The 19,607-nt window shown below is 67.7% G+C and carries 18 protein-coding genes; 7 read left to right on the plus strand and 11 right to left on the minus strand.

The genetic code is table 11. The features are described 5' to 3' along the window. Positions 1-93: 93 nt before the first annotated feature. Complete coding sequence (locus ACERNI_RS11455; protein WP_448833423.1) at positions 94-1,152, minus strand: BMP family lipoprotein; 1,059 nt, start codon at positions 1,150-1,152, stop codon at positions 94-96. Positions 1,153-1,485: 333 nt separating this feature from the next. Between ACERNI_RS11455 and ACERNI_RS11460 the strand changes: the two genes are divergently transcribed. After that, the gene (locus ACERNI_RS11460; protein WP_448833424.1) at positions 1,486-2,271 is read left to right on the plus strand and encodes a HesA/MoeB/ThiF family protein; all 786 of its coding nucleotides are present in this window, start codon (positions 1,486-1,488) and stop codon (positions 2,269-2,271) included. Here ACERNI_RS11460 and ACERNI_RS11465 read toward each other — a convergent pair. The 7 genes from ACERNI_RS11465 to ACERNI_RS11495 form a co-directional block, all read right to left on the minus strand. Next, entirely contained in the window at positions 2,254-2,685 is a 432-nt protein-coding gene (locus tag ACERNI_RS11465) for a hypothetical protein (RefSeq protein WP_448833425.1), read from the minus strand. The genes ACERNI_RS11460 and ACERNI_RS11465 overlap by 18 nt on opposite strands. Positions 2,686-3,004: 319 nt before the next feature. Further along, on the minus strand, positions 3,005-5,419 hold the full coding sequence (pheT, locus tag ACERNI_RS11470) for a phenylalanine--tRNA ligase subunit beta (RefSeq protein WP_448833426.1): 2,415 nt from the start codon (positions 5,417-5,419) through the stop codon (positions 3,005-3,007). Between the two features lie 19 nt (positions 5,420-5,438). Continuing rightward, positions 5,439-6,557 (minus strand): phenylalanine--tRNA ligase subunit alpha, encoded by a 1,119-nt coding sequence (gene pheS, locus ACERNI_RS11475; protein WP_448833427.1) that lies wholly within the window; start codon positions 6,555-6,557, stop codon positions 5,439-5,441. 299 nt (positions 6,558-6,856) lie between these two features. Continuing rightward, positions 6,857-7,219 carry a 50S ribosomal protein L20 gene (gene rplT / locus ACERNI_RS11480; RefSeq protein ID WP_191319739.1) on the minus strand — a complete coding sequence of 121 codons (363 nt, stop codon included), beginning with the start codon at positions 7,217-7,219 and terminating at the stop codon, positions 6,857-6,859. Positions 7,220-7,262: 43 nt separating this feature from the next. Next, positions 7,263-7,463: a 50S ribosomal protein L35 gene (gene rpmI / locus ACERNI_RS11485; protein ID WP_448833428.1), complete on the minus strand. Its 201-nt coding sequence runs from the start codon at positions 7,461-7,463 to the stop codon at positions 7,263-7,265. 341 nt (positions 7,464-7,804) lie between these two features. Next, positions 7,805-8,329 carry a translation initiation factor IF-3 gene (infC, locus tag ACERNI_RS11490; protein ID WP_448833559.1) on the minus strand — a complete coding sequence of 175 codons (525 nt, stop codon included), beginning with the start codon at positions 8,327-8,329 and terminating at the stop codon, positions 7,805-7,807. A gap of 238 nt (positions 8,330-8,567) precedes the next feature. After that, positions 8,568-9,770 (minus strand): glycosyltransferase family 4 protein, encoded by a 1,203-nt coding sequence (locus ACERNI_RS11495; protein WP_448833429.1) that lies wholly within the window; start codon positions 9,768-9,770, stop codon positions 8,568-8,570. Positions 9,771-10,197: 427 nt separating this feature from the next. On the opposite strand from ACERNI_RS11495, the gene ACERNI_RS11500 reads away from it, so the two are divergent. Next, positions 10,198-10,974 (plus strand): alpha/beta hydrolase, encoded by a 777-nt coding sequence (locus ACERNI_RS11500; RefSeq protein WP_448833430.1) that lies wholly within the window; start codon positions 10,198-10,200, stop codon positions 10,972-10,974. 110 nt (positions 10,975-11,084) lie between these two features. Here the strand turns inward: ACERNI_RS11500 and ACERNI_RS11505 are convergent, their stop codons facing one another. The 3 genes from ACERNI_RS11505 to ACERNI_RS11515 form a co-directional block, all read right to left on the minus strand. Continuing rightward, entirely contained in the window at positions 11,085-11,351 is a 267-nt protein-coding gene (locus ACERNI_RS11505; protein ID WP_448833431.1) for a BQ00720 family protein, read from the minus strand. A gap of 219 nt (positions 11,352-11,570) precedes the next feature. Beyond that, positions 11,571-11,999, minus strand: coding sequence for an Hsp20 family protein (locus ACERNI_RS11510; RefSeq protein WP_448833432.1), 429 nt, complete (start codon positions 11,997-11,999; stop codon positions 11,571-11,573). A gap of 219 nt (positions 12,000-12,218) precedes the next feature. Further along, entirely contained in the window at positions 12,219-13,193 is a 975-nt protein-coding gene (locus tag ACERNI_RS11515) for an NAD-dependent epimerase/dehydratase family protein (protein ID WP_448833433.1), read from the minus strand. Positions 13,194-13,631: 438 nt separating this feature from the next. Between ACERNI_RS11515 and ACERNI_RS11520 the strand changes: the two genes are divergently transcribed. The 5 genes from ACERNI_RS11520 (at position 13,632) to pstA (ending at position 19,602) form a co-directional block, all read left to right on the plus strand. Then, positions 13,632-14,723: a lysylphosphatidylglycerol synthase domain-containing protein gene (locus ACERNI_RS11520; RefSeq protein WP_448833434.1), complete on the plus strand. Its 1,092-nt coding sequence runs from the start codon at positions 13,632-13,634 to the stop codon at positions 14,721-14,723. Between the two features lie 178 nt (positions 14,724-14,901). After that, positions 14,902-16,215 carry an ATP-binding protein gene (locus ACERNI_RS11525; RefSeq protein WP_448833435.1) on the plus strand — a complete coding sequence of 438 codons (1,314 nt, stop codon included), beginning with the start codon at positions 14,902-14,904 and terminating at the stop codon, positions 16,213-16,215. A gap of 264 nt (positions 16,216-16,479) precedes the next feature. Next, positions 16,480-17,526 carry a phosphate ABC transporter substrate-binding protein PstS gene (pstS, locus tag ACERNI_RS11530; protein WP_448833436.1) on the plus strand — a complete coding sequence of 349 codons (1,047 nt, stop codon included), beginning with the start codon at positions 16,480-16,482 and terminating at the stop codon, positions 17,524-17,526. Positions 17,527-17,750: 224 nt separating this feature from the next. After that, positions 17,751-18,749 (plus strand): phosphate ABC transporter permease subunit PstC, encoded by a 999-nt coding sequence (pstC, locus tag ACERNI_RS11535; protein WP_448833437.1) that lies wholly within the window; start codon positions 17,751-17,753, stop codon positions 18,747-18,749. 4 nt (positions 18,750-18,753) lie between these two features. After that, entirely contained in the window at positions 18,754-19,602 is an 849-nt protein-coding gene (gene pstA, locus ACERNI_RS11540) for a phosphate ABC transporter permease PstA (RefSeq protein WP_448833438.1), read from the plus strand. Positions 19,603-19,607 lie beyond the last annotated feature (5 nt).

A 19,607-nucleotide genomic window follows, 5' to 3' on the forward strand; every position in this document is an offset into this window, starting at 1 on the left:
GCCAGCCCCCTTCCATGGCGCAATGATGCGTCGCTGAATTGATGCGCCGCTATCTTGATGCGAACCGGCCTGCCGCAATCCGGACGGGCCGGTTCACAGCGGGCGCGCAGGCGTCGGGCAGCGACCTTCGGCGGTCAGCCCTGTAACCACCAGCGCGCCGGTGATGATGGCGGTGACATTGTCCTGCAAGGCCGCGCGCACCTCCGGCGGGGTCGCCGGCGTGACGGCGTCGTTCAGGCGCAGCGCGACGCCCCCTTCCTTCAGGCCAACGCTGACGGCGCCCGCGGTCCAGCCGTTGCCGGCGCTGGCTTCCAGGGCTGACAGCACAATGGCGTCATAGCGCCGGGCCTGCACGGCCAGGACATTGCGCGGAAACAGTTTGAGGGCGTTGCTGTTGCGGACGACGCCGAGGGCGCCGAGATCGCGCACGGCCTCCATGGCGCCGGCGCCAGCCGCGCCTGCGGGGGTGATGATGATGCTGGCGCCGCGATCGATCTGCCCACGCGCCAGCTCCGCGCCGCGCCGCGCCTCCAGCTTTGGCTCCACATCGGCGCTCTCCAGATCCGGGAACAGCAGGGCCCTGGGGTTGGCGGTCACCAGCCCCTGGGCGGTCGCGCACAGGGTGGGCCGGCGCTCCTGGAGGGCGGGGCCGCCGACAAAGCCCACATGCCCGTCGCCAGCCAGCCGCCCGGCCAGCCAGGCTGCCAGCCAGCCGGTTTCATTGTCACGGAAGGTAATCGCGCGGATGTTGGCGCCGCTGGCTACGCCGCCGATGAGGGTGAAGCGATTGTCGGGGAACTCTTTCGCCACCTGCTCCAGGGCGGCGCCCACATTGGCGCCGAGAACAACAACCGTCCGGTGTCCCTGGGCCAGGCTGCGCATCGCCTCGGCGGCCTTCGGGACCGTCGCGGCCGCCAGGTCGGCCTTGCGGCCGTTGACCCCGTAAAGCCGCATGGCTTCCTGTACGCCAGCCAGCGGCTCCGCGCCATTGACGCCGTCGTCGACCACCAGAATTCCAGCGGGCGACGGCGGCACAGGCGCCGACGGTGAGGGCGGGGGCGCCGCGGGTGGGGCGGCCTGCTGGGCCATCGCTGGCTGGGCGTGGGCCAGCGCCATGGTCGCGGCCAGCGCAAGGGCGCTGGTCCGGAGCATGGCCGCCGCTCCACGGCGGAACGGTTCTGCATGCCGGCGCGCGCCGGATGTCGCCATGGAGTGGTGATGCGGCGCCTTCGACGCGCTGTTGTCATGCCTGGTCATCGTGCGCATCTTAACGCTCCAGCCGGAGGGCGCCAGACTGTTGTCAGACGGATGCGCGTCGCCAGAACAGTGGAGCGGATGCGCAGGTGCTCGCGGGCGCCGGGCGGCGCAACAGCATTTCCTGTATGGAAGCGTCGGGGGATATATCAGCCATCGCCGGCGGTGGGCGCCTGGGCGTCTTGATGCGCCGCATGCGCCGCCAGTTCCACGCCGGAAGCAGGAGAGATCATGTTCGACGCCGACGAGGTTGAGCGCTACGCCCGCCATCTGGTGCTGCGCGATATCGGTGGCCCAGGTCAGGCGCGGCTGAAGCAGGCCCGGGTGCTGGTGGTGGGGGCTGGCGGCCTTGGCGCGCCGCTGGTGCAATATCTGGCGGCTTCCGGCGTCGGGACCATCGGCGTCGTCGATGACGACGTGGTGTCGCTGTCAAACCTGCAACGTCAGGTGCTGTTCGCCACGGCGGATGTGGGCCGCCCCAAGGTGGCGGCGGCGGTGGACGCGGCGGGGCGGCTGAACCCGCATGTCACGGTCATCCCCCTGCAGCAGCGCCTCGACGTCGCCAACGCCCGCGAGATGGTGCGCGCCTGGGATGTGGTGGCGGAAGGCTCTGACAATTTTGATGCGCGGTACGCCGTCTCCGACGCCTGCTTTCATGAGAAGAAGCCGGTGGTCATGGGCGCGCTTGGCATGTTCGATGGATCGGTGACGACAATACGCGCCCATGAGGTCACGGCAGATGGTCGTCCCAACCCCACCTGGCGCTGTCTGTTTCCGCAACAGCCGCCGTCGGATCTGGTTCCCACCTGCGCCCAGGCCGGGGTGCTGGGAGCGGTGACCGGGGTGGTTGGCTCGCTGATGGCGGTGGAAGTGATCCGCGCCATCACCGGCTTCGGCGACAGCCTCGTGGGCCGCCTGCTGACTTTTGACGCCGCGCGCATGCGCTTCCGCGATCTGGCTTATGGCTGGGACCCGGAAAATCCGTTGTCAGGCAGCGTTTCACCGACCGCGCAATGATTTGCCGCTGATGATCGACTCGGGCACCGAGAAGGTCGCGGAGGCGCGGCCGTATCTGTGGCGTCCGTATCCGCCGCGACTGCTGCGATAGCTGCGCCCATAGCGGTTGCCGCGCCTGCTGTAACGGTTTTCGGCGGCCTTGCCGGCGGTTTCCGCTTTCCCGTCGCCGTCGCTGGAAACCTCCTGCGACACCATGGGCGCGCCGTGGCGGCGTTCGGGGCCGAAGCTGGCGAGACAGGCGTTGTAGGCGAGGGCTTCCTTGAAGCGCTCGCAATCATCAATGGATTTGGGCGCGCTGGCCGGTTTTGTCCGGGGGCTGGCCGCAGCCTGACCCGCGAAGCCTGTGAGGAAAACTGTCATGGCGGCCGCAAGCAGCGCCGCCATGCCCATCGTCCAGAATTCAGTTCTCCGCACGGGCCGTATCTCCGCAGATGAGGCGACATTCTGTGCCGCCGCCGCTTGTCCGGCAAGTCTGTGCTTCAAGTCTGTGCTTCAAGTCTGTGCTTCAAGTCCGCGGCTCAGGTCCGGGCCTCAAGTCGACTTGTCCCTGAAGTCGGCCCGCCGGAACGGCCGGCTCTGGCCACCGGCGCCGGGAAACTCCGCCAGAGCAGTTTTCGATCAATCCGGATCGCAAACTGCTCCAGCGCCCCCTGTTTTGAGCGCATCCGGATCGATCAGCCGATGCCGGCTGACCGGAAAGCGCCCTGACGCCGGCAGACAGAGAGCCAGCCAGTTATGTCCGCAGGATGGCGCCGGCGCGCTTCGCCGCCGCGGCGACGATCTTTGCCGACACGTCCTCGATGTCCGCGTCGGTCAGCGTCCGGTCCTTCGGCTGCAGGGTCACCGACAGGGCCACCGACTTCTTGCCCGGGCCAACGCGCTCGCCCTCATAGATGTCGAACACGCTGACATCGACGATCAGGTTGCGCTCGGCGCCCGCCACCGCCTTCACCAGGTCGCCGGCGGCGACGCCCGCGTCGACCACGAAGGCGAAGTCGCGGCTCAGCGGCTGGAGATCGGCCAGCGCCAGCTTCGGCCGGGCGCGGGTGGCCTTTGCCTTGGCTGGGGGCAGGGCGCTGAGATTGATCTCGAACGCCGCCAGCGGCCCCTTGATGTCCAGGGCCTTCAGGGTCGCCGGGTGCAGCTCGCCGAACCAGCCGATCACCGCCTTCGGGCCAAACTGCAAGGTGGCGGAGCGGCCCGGGTGCAGCCACGCGGGGCCACCGGCAACGATCTGCGCGCCGGCGGTGGAAACGCCGAGCGCCGTCAGCAGCGCGAACACGTCGGCCTTGACGTCGAACACGCTCACCGGCTTCGCATCGCCCTCCCAACTGCGGCCAGCGCCGGCGATGCCGGCGGTTCCGCGCCGCACGCCGGCGGCGACCATCGACTGGCCCTCCGGCGCATCGGACGCGAAGGTCTGGCCGGCTTCGAACAGCGCCACATCCGGGAAGCCCCGGTCGGCGTTGCGCTGCGCCGCCGCCAGCAGGCCTGGAATCAGGCTCGGGCGCATGTCGGACATGTCGGCGGCGATCGGGTTGGCCAGCTTCAGCTCCGGCTTGCCGCCGCCAAAGGCCACGGCTTCCTTTTCGGAGATGAAGGAGTAGGTCACCGCTTCCACCAGACCGCGCGACGCCAGCAGGCGGCGGGCGGTGCGGGTGCGGCGCTGCAACGGCGTCAGCACGCCGATGGTCAGCCCGCCGGGGCGCGGCAGCGGCGTCGATTCCACCCGGTCGATGCCGGCGATGCGAACGATCTCCTCCACCAGGTCGGCCTTGCCTTCCACGTCGGCGCGCCATGACGGCGGCGTGACCTGGATGACGTCGCCCGCGCCGGCGACGGTGAAGCCGAGGGCGACCAGGATGGCGCGCATCTCGGCCTGATCGAGCGCCAGCCCGGTGAGACGCTCCACCTCGCTGAACGGGAAGTCGATGACCCGCGCCGTATCCGGAATGGCGCCGGCCAGCGTGACGTCGCTGGCCTCGCCGCCGCACAATTCCTGCACCAGACGGGTGGCCATCTCCATGCCGGGCAGGGTGAAGGCCGGGTCGACGCCGCGCTCAAAACGGAAGCGGGCGTCGGAAATCAGCCCGAGCTTGCGGCCGGTGCGGGCGATGTTCAGCGTGTCCCACAAAGCGGATTCGATCAGCACGTCGGTGGTGGCGTCTGAGACGCCCGAGTGCTCGCCGCCCATGACGCCGGCCAGCGACTCAACGCCGTTGTCGTCGGCGATCACCACCATGTCGGCGTCGAGTTTGTAGGTCTTGCCGTCGAGCGCCAGCAACTCCTCGCCGTCCCGGGCGCGGCGGATGACCAGGTCGCCCTTCACCTTGCCGGCGTCGAACACGTGCAGCGGCCGGTTACGGTCGAAGGTCATGTAATTGGTGATATCGACCAGCGCGTTGATGGGACGCAGGCCGATTTCACGCAGGCGCGCCTGCAACCACGCGGGCGAGGGGCCGTTCTTCACGCCGCGCACCAGCCGCAGGGCAAAAGCCGGGCACAGGGCCGGGTCGTCCAGTTCGATGCGCACGCCAACCGGATTGGCGCCGGCGCCGGCCACCGGGTCGACGGCTGGCGTCTTCACCTTGCCAAGGCCGGCGGCGGCGAGATCGCGGGCGATGCCGGCGAGACCCAGCGCGTCGGCGCGGTTCGGCGTCACCGAGACTTCGATGATGGCGTCGTCGAGGCCCGCCCATGGGGCGAAGGCTTCGCCCACCGGCGCGTCTTCCGGCAATTCCATGATGCCGTCATGGTCTTCCGACAGTTCCAGCTCGAAAGCCGAGCACAGCATGCCCCGGCTTTCGACGCCGCGAATGACGCCGACGGCAAGGGTGATGTCCTTGGCCGGAACATAGGCGCCGGGCGGGGCGAACACCGACTTCAGGCCGGCGCGGGCGTTGGGCGCGCCGCACACCACCTGCAGGGGCGCGCCGGAGCCGTCATCGACCATGCACACGCGCAGCTTGTCGGCGTTGGGGTGCTTCTCGGCCGAAATGATGTGGGCGATCCTGTATGGCGCCAGCTCGGCGGCGCGGTCGCGCACGCCTTCCACTTCAAGGCCAACCTGGGTGAGCGCTTCCGCGATGCGATCGGTGGAGGCGTTGGTGTCGAGGTGATCCCTGAGCCAGGAAAGGGGGAATTTCATCGTCAGTCTCCGGTGACGCTCAGGAGGACAGGCCGCCGGCCAGCGACGGCAGATCGAGGGGGCGGAAGCCGTAGTGCTCCAGCCAGCGCACGTCGGCCTCGAAGAAGGGGCGCAGGTCCGGCATGCCGTACTTCAGCATGGCGATGCGATCGATGCCCATGCCCCAGGCGAACCCCTGGTACTCATCGGGATCGATGCCGCAATTGCGCAGCACGTTGGGATGCACCATGCCGCAGCCCAGAATCTCCAGCCAGTCGTCGCCCTCGCCAAAGCGGATTTCGCCGCCCTTGCGCGAGCACTGGATGTCGACTTCGGCCGAAGGTTCAGTGAAGGGGAAGAACGACGGACGGAAGCGCATCTTGACGCTGTCCACCTCAAAGAACGCCTTGCAGAACTCCTCCAGCACCCATTTCAGGTGGCCCATGTTGGCGACCTTGTCGATGACCAGGCCTTCCACCTGGTGGAACATCGGCGTGTGGGTCTGGTCGGAATCGGTGCGGTAGGTGCGGCCCGGGCAGATGACGCGGATCGGCGGCTTCACGCTCTGCATGGTGCGGATCTGCACCGGCGAGGTGTGGGTGCGCAGCAGCTTGCGCTTGCCGTCGGCGCCCTCCGGCAGGAAGAAGGTGTCGTGCATTTCACGCGCCGGGTGACCTTCCGGGAAGTTCAGCGCGGTGAAATTGTAGAAGTCGGTTTCGATATCCGGCCCTTCGGCGACAGCGAAGCCCATGTCGGCGAAGATGGCGGTCAGTTCGTCCACCACCTGGCTGATCGGGTGCAGGCGACCGCGGCTCTGGGGCGTCTCGCGCAGCGGCAGGGTGACGTCGACCCGCTCGGCCTCGAGGCGGGCGGTGAGGGCGGCGGCGGCGAGTTCTTCCTTGCGGGCGGTCAGGGCGCCCTGCACGCGGTCGCGCAGGCCGTTGATCAGCGGCCCCTTTTCCTTGCGCTCGTCAGCGGACATGGCGCCGAGGGTCTTGAGCAACTCGGAGATGCGCCCCTTCTTGCCCAGCGCCGCGACGCGGATGGCCTCGATGGCGGCCTCGTCCGCCGCGCCGGCGACGTCCGCCGTCAGGCTCTGTTCAAGCGCGGCGAGATCGGAAGCAAGATCGGTTGGAGAACTGGCGTTGGGATCGGTCATTGCGGCCTCGCAGGCTCCGGGCCAGCCAGGCCGCCCATCGCGATGGCGGGCCGTGATCTGCCGGAGCGGATTATCGCGTCAGGAAAGCGCGTCAAACCAGAAAGACAGGGCCAGGAAGACAGGGCAAAGCGCCGTTGTAGCGTGAACGGGCTTTGCTCCGGAACAGCCAGGCCGCGCGGCGCGGATGGCGACGCGCGGGGCCCTGACATGCGACAGCGCCGCGACGGTCTTGCGACCGTCCGGCGCTGCTGCCTCGGTAAAGCTGGGGAGAGGGCGCCCGTTGTGAGCGCCTCCGCCGATCAGGCCGCGGGAAGCGCGGCCTTGGCCTGGTCCACGATGGCCTTGAAAGCGGCCGGCTCGCGGATGGCCAGATCGGACAGCACCTTGCGGTCGATCTCAACGCCGGCCTTGCCGAGGCCGTCGATAAAGCGGCTGTAGGTCAGGCCATGTTCACGCACGGCGGCGTTCAGGCGCTGGATCCAGAGCGCGCGGAACGTGCGCTTCTTGTTCTTGCGGTCGCGATACGCGTACTGCATCGAACGGTCGACAGCCGCCTTGGCGGTGCGAATGGTATTTTTGCGGCGGCCGTAGAAGCCCTTGGCTGCCTTGAGAACTTTTTTATGCTTGGCGTGGGCTGTCACGCCGCGCTTGACGCGGGCCATGTTGGATCTCCTGGGAACCTGTCAAAGATGCTGGCGGAATGGATCAGTGGTTGGGGAGGAAGAACTTCTTGATGTTCTTCGCGTCGCCCTCGAACAGCACGGTGGTGCCGCGCTGGTTGCGGATCTGCTTGTTGGTCCGCTTGATCATTCCGTGGCGCTTGCCGGCCTGGGCGGCCAGCACCTTGCCGGTGCCGGTGATCTTGAAGCGCTTTTTTGCGCCCGACTTGGTCTTCAGCTTGGGCATTTGGCTCTCCTCAACGCGAGAGAGGCGGCGAACCGCCCCTGAACTCATGGGATTTTCATGAGCTTTCACGAACCGCCACGGCAGCCCTTTACAAGCCGGTCGGTCCGAATGAAGCGTGGCTTATGGCAGAAACGGGGCCCGGCGACAAGGCCGGGGGGCGCGTCGAAACGTCCTTGCCCACAACGCCAGGGCAACCTGGTTGCCAAAACAGTTTCGTTGCCGGGTCAGTTTCGTCGTCAGGCGCGGATCAGCCCACCCGGCGTCACGCCGCGCGCAAAAGAAAACCGGCCAGACCGGGTGGTCTGGCCGGAAACATGCGCAGGACCTGCCTGGCGGGCGCGTCAGTTGCGCGGCGCCAGAATCATGATCATCTGGCGGCCTTCGAGCATCGGCTCGCTTTCCACCTTGGCAAGTTCAGCCATTTCCGTCTTCACGCGCACCAGAAGGCGGTAGCCGATGTCCTGGTGGGCCATTTCACGGCCACGGAAACGCAGGGTCACCTTGACCTTGTCGCCTTCCTCGAAGAAGCGGCGCACCGCCTTCATCTTGGTTTCGTAGTCGTGTTCGTCGATGCCCGGACGCAGCTTCACTTCCTTGACTTCGACGGTCTTCTGCTTCTTGCGCGCCTCGGCCTGCTTCTTCTGCTCGAGGAACTTGAAGCGGCCGAGATCAAGGATCTTGCACACCGGCGGCGCGGAGTTGGGCGCGATCTCTACCAGATCAAGACCGGCTTCCTCGGCGATATTGAGCGCGTCAAAAAACGACACGACGCCGCGGTTCTGCCCGGTGTCATCAATGAGCTGGACTTCGCGGACGCCGCGAATGTCGCGGTTGGCGCGGGGCCCTTCCTTCTGTGGGGCCTGCATGGATCGCATTGGGCGACGAATGGCGGTCTTCTCCTCTAACTGCGCGCCGGAATGTGCGAGCCTCGCCGGACGGCGGCGTTCGCCTGCGCGCAAATATAACCTGAAGCCGGGACATTCGCAGAATGCGCCGGCAAGTCAAGGCGCCAGCGCGATCCGGCCGCCGCCAGGGGCGTCGGGGCGCTGTTCGCCAGAGTTTCGCGCCGCGCAGCGTTTCAACAGATCAGCATCGCCTGCAAGCTCAGGCCCGCTTGCCCGCCAGGGCGGCCGCATAGGCGTCCAGGGTGGCGTTGACCATGGCTTCCAGTGAAAAATGCTGCTCCACATGCATGCGGGCGCGGCGGGTCATGCCTTCCAGCGCGCTGGCGCCCATGGTCAGGGCGGCGCCCACCGCATCGGCCAGGGCGTTGGCGTCGCCAGGCGGCGTGACCCAGCCGGTGCGCTCGCCCGCCGGCACCCGTGGCGGGTAGAGCACGGTTTCCGGCACGGCGCCGAGATCAGAGACAATCACCGGCGTCCCGAGGGCCTGCGCCTCGACGGCGACGCGGCCGAAGGCCTCCGGCTCGGTCGAGGGGACGGTCACCACCGCCGCCGCCAGCAGCGCCGCCGGCATGTCGGTGCAATGGCCAACGCGATGCACCACGTCCTGCAGGCCAAGCCTGTTGATCATGCCGTCCAGCTCGCGCACGTAGGATTCGCGCCCCTGGGGGTCGCCAGCCAGCACGAAGGCGACGTCGCGCAGGCCCCCATCGACCAGCTTTTTCGCCGCTTCGATGAGGATTTTCTGCCCCTTCCAGTTGGTCAGCCGGGCGGCCAGCAGCACAATGCGCTCATGCGGCGGCAGCTTCCACGCCTTGCGCAGCGCCTCCACCCGCTCGGAGGGAACGGAGCGGGCCGAGAAGGCTTTGAGATTGGTGCCGCGGTGGATGACGCGGATGCGCGGCCGGGCCTGCGGATAGGCCGAGCAGATCAGATCGGCGGTATAATGTGAGTTGGCGATCACCACGTCGCCGCGCGCCATCACGGAATTGTACTGAACCTTGACCGGCGACTTGCCGGAGTAGCTGCCGTGGTAGGTGGTGACGAATGGCAGGCCAAGCGCCCGGGTCGCCGCCAGCGCCACCCAGGCCGGGGCCCGGGAGCGGGCGTGCACCAGCGAGACGCCTTCGTCGAGGCAGATGCGCATCAGCTTGCGCGCGTTCAGCGCCATGGCCACCGGGTTCTTGGTGCGGGCGGGGAAGGGGATCCAGATGCCGCCCTCGGCCTGGAGTTCGCCGACAAGCCGGCCGCCCTCCGTCGCCACCAGAGCGCGGGCGCCGCAGCGCGCCAGACCGGCGGCGATGTCCACCGCCGTGCGCTCGGCTCCGCCAGCATCCAGCTCAGGAACGATCTGGAGAATGGTGCGGCCTGCGAGGGCGTGCGCGGTGGTGGGGAAATGATTCATTAACGGACCGGCGTCGTGACGTGAAAAATCGGATATGGCGCGATGGACCTGCGTCAGGACAGGCGGATTGCACGCGCCATGATGCCGCAGAAATGTTAACCGATCGGAAGTTGTCCGACTATCATCCGGAAATCGGACAACTTTCCGACTCTTCCCGATTCGCCTTCTGAAAATGAATGCCCCTTCTGGTTCCGGCGCGGGGATATAATTCCGGCCATATTCTCCCGGCCATATTCTCATGGAGGCTGGCGCATGCGGCCCCGGGAGGCCTCGCGGCTTTCCGGCAAGGCGAACGCGGCCTCCAGGCGCATGGCTGCGCGAACATCCGTGCGAATCCGGCGCCGGCGAAAAAGTTTGGTTTCCACGCAATCGCCTTTTGCTTCAGAATCCCGCAAACCCCTTGGGCTCACGCAAAGAGAGGATGGCAATGACCGCAGAAGCCCCTGAATTTCTCGAGGTAGGCCAGGGCGACGCCGCCCGCCGCATCGCCTTCCGGCGGCGCGCCGGCTCTGGCCCCACGGTGATCTGGCTTGGCGGATTCCGCTCGGACATGCTGGCAACCAAGGCCAGCGCCCTTGACGCCGCCGCCGAAGCCGCCGGCAGCGCCTTCCTGCGGTTTGATTACGGCGGCCACGGGGAATCCGGCGGCCGCTTCGAGGATCTGTGCATCTCCACCTGGCTCGAAGACGCCCAGGCGGTCATCAGCCGGTTCGGCGGCGAGCGGCCGGTGCTGGTGGGGTCGTCCATGGGCGGCTGGATCGCCCTGCTGGTCGCTCGCGAAATGGCGCGCCAGGGCAACGCGCCCGGCGCCATGGTGCTGATCGCGCCGGCGGTCGATTTCACCGAGAAGCTCATGTGGCCGTCGATGCCCGAGGACGCGCGCCAGGCGGTGATGCGCGACGGCGTCTGGCTACGGCCATCGGAATATTCCGATGCGCCCTATCCGATTACCCGCAGGCTGATCGAGGATGGCGCCCGGCACAGCATGCTCGAAGCGCTGATTGATCCAGGCTGCCCCGTGCACATCCTGCAAGGCATGGAGGACCCCGACGTGCCGTGGCGGCACGCCAGGCATGTGTTTGAGGCGTTGCCCAGCGTCAGCGTCAACATGACCTTCATCAAGGATGGCGATCACCGCCTGTCGCGGCCCGAGGACATTGCCCTGCTGACGCGGGTGGTCGACGCCATGCGCGCCCGGGCCTGAGGCGGAGCAGCCGTTGCAAAAGGCGTCGCCCGGGCCGTGGGCCCGGGCGCGCATTCAGGTCTGATGCGTTTGCGTCGTGCAAAGCGCTGACCGCTCCGCCGGGCGGCGCTTCAGTGCAGGCTCACCGGCGTCAGATCGTTGGCCCAGGCGTTGGCGAGGGCGGCGTCGCGCGTATCGGTGACGAGGATCGGCGTGCCGTCGCCTGCCAGCAGCGCGAACAGCTCCATGCCGGGCTGCAGGGCCGGGGCCTGCGGAAACAGGCGCTTCACGTCTTCCGAGCGGATGGCGCGCACATATGCGAGGCCATTGGCGGCCGCCAGGCCCAGATTTTCCGGGCTGGCGTTTTCGGGGCTGTTGTCAAATTCGTGTCTGGTCATGGCTGTCCTCCTGTGCGCCCCCGTGCTGGGCGACGCTGGTGCATGACCGCAGGCGCCATTGTCGCTGTGGTCATGGTCGGCCGGCCACAATTGGCCCGGCCTGTACATGTGCTGCGCGCGGCGCCTTCCCGGGCGTCAGATGCTTTCGGCAAAAGAGCCCGGGTCAAAGCGCCCGCCCCAGCGCATGAAGGGGCGCGGCGTCGGAAACCGTCCGGTGTGTCAGTCCCGCGCCGCTATATCGATCCGGCGGACAACGCGCTGGGCGTCGGGGCGCGCCACATCGACGGAAAGAAGCCCGTTGGAAAGATCGGCTCCCAGCACTTCCATGCCGTCAGCCAGCAGGAACGACCGCTGGAATTGCCGCGCCGCGATGCCCCGGTGCAGGAATACCCGCGACTTGTCATCAAGCTGCCGCCCCCTGATTACCAGTTGGTTCTCTTCCAGGGTGATTTCAAGCTGGTCGCGGGTGAAGCCGGCGACCGCAAGCGTGATGCGCAGACGTTCGGGATCGACGTCGCCGCGCTGGAGGCGCTCAATATTGTACGGCGGATAGCCGTCCGTCGCAGCCTTGGCGGCCCGGTCCAGCGCCTGCTCGATTTCGTCGAACCCCAGCAGGAACGGATGGGAGAATGGTGATGCTCGCGTCATGTAGCGAAGCCCTTTCGAAGGCGCCTCGTGGATCGACCCGCTTGCTGCGGCGTCAGGGCAGACTTGGGGAGTGGCCCCGCCGGTTTCAAGCAGTGCGCCCTGCGGGCAACGCCTGGGAGCCGGGACCGGAGCGCTGGGGTCAGAGCGCTGAGATCATAGCGCTCATGCGGGAGCTCTCATGCAGGAGCTCCCTGGCCAGAAGGTTGGGGCCAAAGCCGCTCAGGCGTCTGCCGTCGCCATCCGCCGCAGCCCTTCCGCCAGGGTGAGCGGCGGGGTCCAGCCGCTGCGCGCCAGCACTGGCCCCATGTCGATCTCGAAGGAATCGATCAGGCTTTCGGCCATGCCGCCGCGTCCGGCCAGGGTCAACGCCCGCCGCAGCAGTGCGGGCGGAAAGGGGACGAGGCGCGGCCGCCGGCCCGTTGCGGCGCCGAGCAGGCGGACGAAATCCGGCGTGGACGGGGTTTGCGCGTCCGCCAGCGTCCAGGCCGCGACGGCGCCCGCCGGCGGCGGATTGTCGAGGGCGTGGGCGATGAATGCGGTCAGGTTTTCCAGCCCCAGGAACGAGCGCCGGTTGTCGATGGAGGCGAAAGGCAACGGCAGGCCCCGCCGGACCGCCCCCAGCAGCGCCCGGATGTTGGCCGTGGGGTGGGGGCCATGCACCACCGCTGGCCGCACGATGCTGACGGCGAGGCCCAGCTCCGGCGCCAGGCGGCGCAGCCCCGTCTCCGCTTCCGCCTTGCTGAGCGCATAGGCGCCGGATGGGGCGAGCGGCGAGTCGCTGCTGAACGGCTGGCCGGGCCGCGTCACATGGCCATGCACATATGACGTGCTGGCGAAGACCATGTGGCGGACCCCGGCCGCAGCCGCGGCCTGGGCCAGGGCAAGGGTCGGCGCCGTGTTGTGGGCCCGGTACAGGGCCAGCGCCTCCGCTTCATCGCCGATGGCCCGGTGGGCCCGGCCGGCCAGATGCACCAGGGCGTCGCAGCCGCGCAGGGCCTCGATCAGGTTTTCGCCAGGCTCCTTGCCTGACTCCCTGGCAATCAGCGACAGATCTCCGGTCTCAACGAGGCGCGCTCCAGCGATGGCGGCGGTCTGGCCGGGCGTCGCGGTTCTTTGCAACAGCACAAGCGCGCGGCCTTCCCCGGCAAGGGCCGGCGCGCAGAAGCGGCCGATAAAGCCGCTGGCGCCAGTCAAAGCGACGACGCGCGCCGGGCGGGTCGCAGCCTGGCTTGCGGCAGGACCTGGCGCGGAGCCTTGAGCAGGGCTTCGGGCAAGACTCCGGGCAAGACTCCGGGCAGGACTTCGGGCAGGGCCTGGGGTGGGGGTGTCGGCGTTCATCATCAAGGCATGGGGCGCGTGGCGCCGGAAATCAACCGCCCGGCGCGTGGCGCGGGCGCGGAAATCCTGTGGCTCCGGCTTTGCCTCATCCATGTGGGGCGGTTGAAATTCTGACGCAGGGCTGAAATATGCCAGGAGCAGAAAGAATGGGCTGCGTCCGGCTCCTGTGGCTGTCGCCTGGTTGCATGGAGCGGCGGTTTCGCGCCGGATGCGGCCTGTGGTCTGGCGGTTGCGGCCGCGGCGATGGAGCTTCCGGTGGTCGCTTCCGATGGTCAACGGGATTGAAGGGTTCTGATGTCAGGCAGCACGAAGCGCAGTTCCGAGGCCGACGGCGCCGACGCGCTGGTTGCGGAAGTCGGGCCGCCTGACGTCGCTTTCGGGGAGCCATCCACCCGCAAAAGTCGCTGGTCGTGGATCGGCATTGGCGCCAGCGTGGCGATTTTCGTCGCCTCCGCCTTTGTGCTGTGGCGGACGGCGCACACCATCAGCGCCGCCGATGTGCTTGCCGCCCTGGCCCGCGTTTCGGCGGGTCAGCTCGGGTTGGCCATGCTGCTGACAGCGGTCAGCTACCTGCTGCTGACCGGCTATGATTTTCTTGCCCTGCGCCAGATGCGCATCAAGGTCCCCTACCGCACCACGGCGCTGGCCTCGTTCACCAGCTATGCGGTCAGCTTCACGCTGGGTTTTCCGCTGCTGACCTCCGGCACGGTGCGCTACTGGATTTACGCGCCGCATGGGGTGCGCGCCCCGCAGATCGCCAGCCTGACGGTGATCGCCGGGACGACCTTCTGGCTGGGCATGGGCGTGGTGCTTGCCTGGAGCCTGATGACCCAGGCCGGCGCCATTTCGCTGCTGGCCCACACCAGCATTTTCATTAACCAGCTGGTCGGCCTGCTCACCGCCTGCGCCGTCATCGGCTATCTTGTCTGGGTGTCGCTGAAGCATCGCTATGTGGCGGTGAAGGGCTGGCGGCTGGAGCTGCCGGGCCTGCGGCTGTCGCTGGGGCAGATGGCCCTGGGCGCCGGCGACGCCTGCGCCGCGGCCGGCGTGTTGTTCGTGCTGCTGCCCGATGGCCATGGCGTGAGCTTCGCCACCTTTCTCGCCATCTACGTTTGCGCCTGCATGCTTGGCATCGTCAGCCACGCGCCCGGCGGCATCGGCGTGTTTGAGGCGACCATACTGGTGGCGCTGTCGTCGTTGCCGGGCTCGCAGGTGCTGGGCGCGCTGCTGCTGTTCCGGCTCTGCTATTATCTGCTGCCCTTCCTGCTCGCGCTGGCGCTGCTGGGGGGGTATGAGATTGTCAAACGGTTGAAATCCGGCCGTGACAATCTGTGTGATGATTCTGGCGGCGCAGCCGGGTCTGACCTGCGCCGGGAGGCACCGTAAAACCGGACGGCAAGGCCCGCGTCGGGGCCGGCCCATCAACCCCGCTCAGGATCGGGTTTTGCTGCACGGCCAGATGACAGATCCCGGGACAGATCCGATGACACCCGAAGTCGCCAGCGTGGCTCATGAACAGGCGTATGGAGCAGCGGGCAGGGAGCCGCGCGCAGAAACGCGCGCAATGGCGGCGTTGCGGGCGGTGCGCGGCCTGGCGCGCGCGCTGGCGCCGGTCTGCGTGGGGGCGGCTGGCGGTCTGGCGCTGGCTGGCGCGGGGGCGGGCGCCGCGGCGACCCGCATCTGGCCATGGGCGGCGCTGGCCGGCGGCGCGCTGTGGTTGCTGCAATTCGTGATTGGCCGGGCGCTGCGCCAGGCGCGGGCGGGCGGCGGCGTGGGGCCGGCGCGGCTGGCGCCGGCTGGCGGCGCGGCCGATCTGGCCTTGCCGGCGGTGGTGTCGGCGTTTCCCGATCCGTGCGTGGCGGTGGACCGCCGCGGCGTGGTGCTGGCTGTCTCGCCGCCGGCGCTGCGGCTGTTTCCGCACCTCGCCATTGGCCGCCCCATGTCCTTCGCTCTGCGCGCGCCGGAGTTTGTCGAGGCGCTTGAGGCCGTGCTGAACGGCGGCGCCGGGCGGACCGTGCTGGTGACGCAGCGGGTGCCGGTGGAGCGCTCGTTCGAGATTGCGGCGGCCCCGCTCAACGCGGATCGCCGGCGGGGCGCCCTGGTGGTGCTGCGCGACCTGACGGACCAGTTGCGCGTCGAGCAGATGCGCGTCGATTTCATCGCCAACGCCAGCCATGAGCTGCGCACGCCGCTGGCAACGGTTCTTGGCTTTATCGAGACGCTCCAGGGGCCGGCGCGCAATGATCCGGCGGCGCGCGAGCGTTTCCTTGCCATCATGCGCGACCAGTCCATGCGCATGAAGCGGCTGATCGACGATCTGCTGTCGCTGTCGCGCATCGAGGGGCGCGCCCATCATGCCCCGTCCGCGCCTGTGGACGTGGCTGACGTGGCCCGGCAGATCACCGGGGCCATGCGGGCGATGGCAACGGACGCGGGCGTCGAGATCAGCCTGAGCGCGCCGGAAGAGCCGGTGATCGTGCCCGGCGATCGCGACGAACTGCTGAGGGTGGTGGAGAACCTGGTCGAGAACGCCGTGAAATATGGCGACAGCGGCAAACGGGTGGCGATCGCGGTGACGACGCGCGGCTCTTCGGGTGCGGTCTCAGGGGATGCGGGGGAGGCTGCTTCAGAAGCCGTGATCGAGGTGCGTGACTTTGGTCCCGGCATACCCGCTGAACACGCGCCGCGCCTGACCGAACGGTTTTACCGGGTCGACGCCCAGGCCAGCCGCGGCAAGGGCGGCTCCGGTCTTGGCCTGGCGATCGTCAAGCATATCGTCAACCGTCATCGCGGCCGGCTGTTCATCGAGAGCGCGCCCGGCGAGGGGGCGACGTTCCGGGTGGCGTTGCCCCTGGCGCGCACCCGCCAGGCGGATTGACGCGCGGGCCGGGGATTCGCCTGACTGTTCAGGGCGTTCGCCACCGGATGCGGTCCGGCTGGCGTGCGCCGGGCGCGCCGCGTTTTGTGACAGTCAGCGCCCCAAAGGCACTAATGTACTGATAGTCATGGGTTTCCAGATGTCATACAAGCGTCATGGCATGGGCCTAAACAGGCCGCGTTGACCGGGGCGGAGCATCTTCGCGCGGGTCAGTTGCGTTCCGGCGCGGAACGCAGGACGGTTGTACAACCCTGGAGACGCACCGTGAAATTCAAATCGCTTGCCGTTGCCGCCGGCATGGCCATTGCGGCGCTTGCAATGCCTGCCGCCGCGCGCGCCGACATTTCCGGCGCCGGCGCCAGCTTCCCGTTCCCGGTCTACGCCAAGTGGGCGGATGCCTGGAACAAGGAAACCGGCAAAAAGCTGAATTACCAGTCGATCGGCTCCGGCGGCGGCATCAAGCAGATTCGCGCCCGCACCGTGACCTTCGGCGCCACCGATGCGCCGCTCAAGGGGCCGGAACTTGAGAAGGACGGCCTCGTCCAGTTTCCGATGGTGATGGGCGGCATCGTGCCGGTGATCAATGTCGAGGGCGTCAAGAGCGGCGAGCTGGTGCTCGACGGCCCGACCCTGGCGAAGATCTTCCTTGGCGAAGTGAAGACCTGGGATGACGCCGCCATCAAGGCGCTGAACCCTGACCTGAAGCTGCCTTCCGCCGCCATCGCCGTGGTGCGCCGCTCGGACGGTTCGGGCACCACCTTCAACTTCACCGATTATCTGGGCAAGGTCAGCGCGGACTGGAAGTCGAAGGTCGGCTCCGCCACCGCCGTTGAGTGGCCGGTCGGTCTCGGCGCCAAGGGCAATGAGGGCGTCGCCGCCAACGTGAGCCAGACCAAGGGCTCGATCGGCTATGTCGAATACGCCTATGCGAAGGAAAACAACATCGCCTTCGCCCGCATGAAGAACAAGGCCGGCAAGATCGTTAGCCCGGAAGTGAAGAGCTTCCAGGCCGCCGCCGCCAATGCTGACTGGTCGTCGGCTCCGGGCTTCGGCGTGATCCTCACCAACGAGCCGGGCGACGACTCCTGGCCGATCACCGCCGCCACCTTCATCCTGATGCACAAGAAGCCGAACGATCCGGTCGCCGCCGCTGAAGCCCTGCAGTTCTTCGACTGGGCCTTTGAAAAGGGCGGCCCGATGGCCGAGCAGCTGATCTACATCCCGATGCCGGCCAACGTGGTGAAGCAGGTGCGCGACGCCTGGAGCGGCATCACCGGGGCTGACGGCAAGCCGCTGGTGATCGCGAAGTAAGTCGCCAGGGCAAGCCGTTAAGGCAAGCCGATCAGGCGTCCGGCCGGCATATCTGGCCGGACGCAATCTTCGCCCGCTGGGGCGCCAGGCTCACTGGCGGCTCTGGTGGGCGGATGCGGGCGCGCTGGCGGGGCGTTCGGGCAACGCTTGCGCCAGAGATGTCGCCGGGCATGGCGCAAATCTGGGCCGGACAATCGCGGCAAAGAGGCAAATCGGGGCTATTGATGGCTGACACCTCACTATCGGGACCTGTGGCCGGGGCCGCGCAGGCGGCGCCAGAGCGAGCGGCGGTCCTGCGCAAGTTCCGGCTGGGCAACCAGCTGTTTCTCAACCTTACGCGCGCCGCCGCCGTGCTGGTGCTGGTGCTGCTTGGCGGCGTGATGCTCGCCCTGATCGAAGGCGCCTCGCCGGCCCTTCGCGAGTTCGGCTTCGGTTTCATCACGTCACAGTCGTGGAACCCGGTCACCGAGAAATTCGGCGCCCTCGCGCCCATCTACGGCACCATCGTCACGTCGCTGATCGCCATGCTGATCGCCGTGCCGGTGGGGCTTGGCATCGCCATTTTCCTCACCGAGCTTTGCCCCATGTCGCTGCGGCGGCCGATCGGCATCGCCATTGAGCTGCTGGCCGGCATTCCCTCGATCATCTACGGCATCTGGGGTCTGTTCGTCTTCGCGCCCTTCCTGCAGACCACGGTGCAGCCATTCCTCATCGCGGTGTTCGGCCCCATTCCGGTGCTGAATGCGGTGTTCGCGGGGCCGCCCTACGGCATTGGCATGCTCACCGCCGGCCTGATCCTCGCCATCATGGTGCTGCCGTTTATCACCTCGATCGCCCGCGACGTGTTCTCGACCGTCCCGCCGGTGCTGAAGGAAGCCGCTTACGGCATCGGCTGCACCCGCTGGGAAGTGGTGAAAAACGTCGTGTTGCCCTTCACCCGGGTCGGCGTCATCGGCGGCGTCATGCTGGGCCTCGGCCGCGCTCTCGGCGAAACCATGGCGGTGACCTTCGTCATCGGCAACGCCCACAAGATTTCGGCGTCGATCCTGGCGCCAGGCACGACGATCTCGGCCACCATCGCCAACGAGTTCACCGAAGCGGTTGGAGATATCTACACGTCTTCGCTGATTGCCCTTGGCCTGCTGCTGTTCGTCATCACCTTCATCGTGCTCGCCATCGCGCGCTACATGCTGCTGCGCCTTGAAATGAAGGGCGGGAAATAAGCCAATGAGCAACGCCAATCCTTTCTACGGTCGCCGCAAGAGCCGCTCCAACCTGATGATGGGCCTGTGCATGGCCGCATCGCTGTTCGGCCTGGCCTGGCTGGTGCTGATCCTGGCCGCCCTGCTCTGGAATGGTTTCAGCGGCCTGTCGCTGGACGTGTTCACCCAGAACACCCCGCCGCCCGGCTCCGCCGGCGGTCTGCTCAACGCCATCGTCGGCAGCCTGATCATGACGGTGATGGGCGTGGTGATCGGCACGCCGGTTGGCATCCTCGCCGGCACCTACATGGCCGAGTACGGCGCGCATGGAAAACTGTCGCTGGTGGTTCGCTTCATCAACGACATCCTGCTCAGCGCCCCGTCCATCGTCATCGGCCTCTTCGTCTACGAGGTGATGGTGGTGCGCATGGGCCACTTCTCCGGTTTCGCCGGCGCGGTCGCCCTGTCGATCATCGTCATCCCGGTGGTGGTGCGCACCACGGAGGACATGCTGAACCTGGTGCCCAACCAGTTGCGTGAGGCGGCCTCGGCCCTTGGCATGCCGCGTCATCTGGTGATCCGCCGCATCGCCTACCGCGCCGCCCGCGCCGGCATGGTCACCGGCGTGCTGCTCGCCATCGCCCGCGTTTCCGGCGAGACGGCGCCGCTGCTGTTCACCGCGCTGAACAACCAGTTCGGCGGCGCGAACATCAACGGCCCGATGGCCAGCCTGCCGGTGGTGATCTTCCAGTTCGCCCTGTCGCCCTACAAGGACTGGCAGCAGCTTGCCTGGACCGGCGCCCTGATCATCACCCTGTCGGTGCTCACCCTCTCCATCCTGGCGCGCGTCATCGCGTCCAGGAGCCGCCAGTGAACGGA

Source organism: Camelimonas sp. ID_303_24 (genome assembly GCF_053543495.1).

What these genes read in the sequence shown, in the direction of transcription:
- ACERNI_RS11455 (WP_448833423.1), bottom strand. Translation starts at nt 1,152, where the DNA reads ATGCTCCGGACCAGCGCCCTTGCGCTGGCCGCGACCATGGCGCTGGCC.
- ACERNI_RS11460 (WP_448833424.1), top strand. Translation starts at nt 1,486, where the DNA reads ATGTTCGACGCCGACGAGGTTGAGCGCTACGCCCGCCATCTGGTGCTG.
- pheT (WP_448833426.1), bottom strand. Translation starts at nt 5,419, where the DNA reads ATGAAATTCCCCCTTTCCTGGCTCAGGGATCACCTCGACACCAACGCC.
- pheS (WP_448833427.1), bottom strand. Translation starts at nt 6,557, where the DNA reads ATGACCGATCCCAACGCCAGTTCTCCAACCGATCTTGCTTCCGATCTC.
- rplT (WP_191319739.1), bottom strand. Translation starts at nt 7,219, where the DNA reads ATGGCCCGCGTCAAGCGCGGCGTGACAGCCCACGCCAAGCATAAAAAA.
- rpmI (WP_448833428.1), bottom strand. Translation starts at nt 7,463, where the DNA reads ATGCCCAAGCTGAAGACCAAGTCGGGCGCAAAAAAGCGCTTCAAGATC.
- infC (WP_448833559.1), bottom strand. Translation starts at nt 8,329, where the DNA reads ATGCAGGCCCCACAGAAGGAAGGGCCCCGCGCCAACCGCGACATTCGC.
- ACERNI_RS11495 (WP_448833429.1), bottom strand. Translation starts at nt 9,770, where the DNA reads ATGAATCATTTCCCCACCACCGCGCACGCCCTCGCAGGCCGCACCATT.
- ACERNI_RS11500 (WP_448833430.1), top strand. Translation starts at nt 10,198, where the DNA reads ATGACCGCAGAAGCCCCTGAATTTCTCGAGGTAGGCCAGGGCGACGCC.
- ACERNI_RS11505 (WP_448833431.1), bottom strand. Translation starts at nt 11,351, where the DNA reads ATGACCAGACACGAATTTGACAACAGCCCCGAAAACGCCAGCCCGGAA.
- ACERNI_RS11510 (WP_448833432.1), bottom strand. Translation starts at nt 11,999, where the DNA reads ATGACGCGAGCATCACCATTCTCCCATCCGTTCCTGCTGGGGTTCGAC.
- ACERNI_RS11520 (WP_448833434.1), top strand. Translation starts at nt 13,632, where the DNA reads ATGTCAGGCAGCACGAAGCGCAGTTCCGAGGCCGACGGCGCCGACGCG.
- ACERNI_RS11525 (WP_448833435.1), top strand. Translation starts at nt 14,902, where the DNA reads ATGGCGGCGTTGCGGGCGGTGCGCGGCCTGGCGCGCGCGCTGGCGCCG.
- pstC (WP_448833437.1), top strand. Translation starts at nt 17,751, where the DNA reads ATGGCTGACACCTCACTATCGGGACCTGTGGCCGGGGCCGCGCAGGCG.
- pstA (WP_448833438.1), top strand. Translation starts at nt 18,754, where the DNA reads ATGAGCAACGCCAATCCTTTCTACGGTCGCCGCAAGAGCCGCTCCAAC.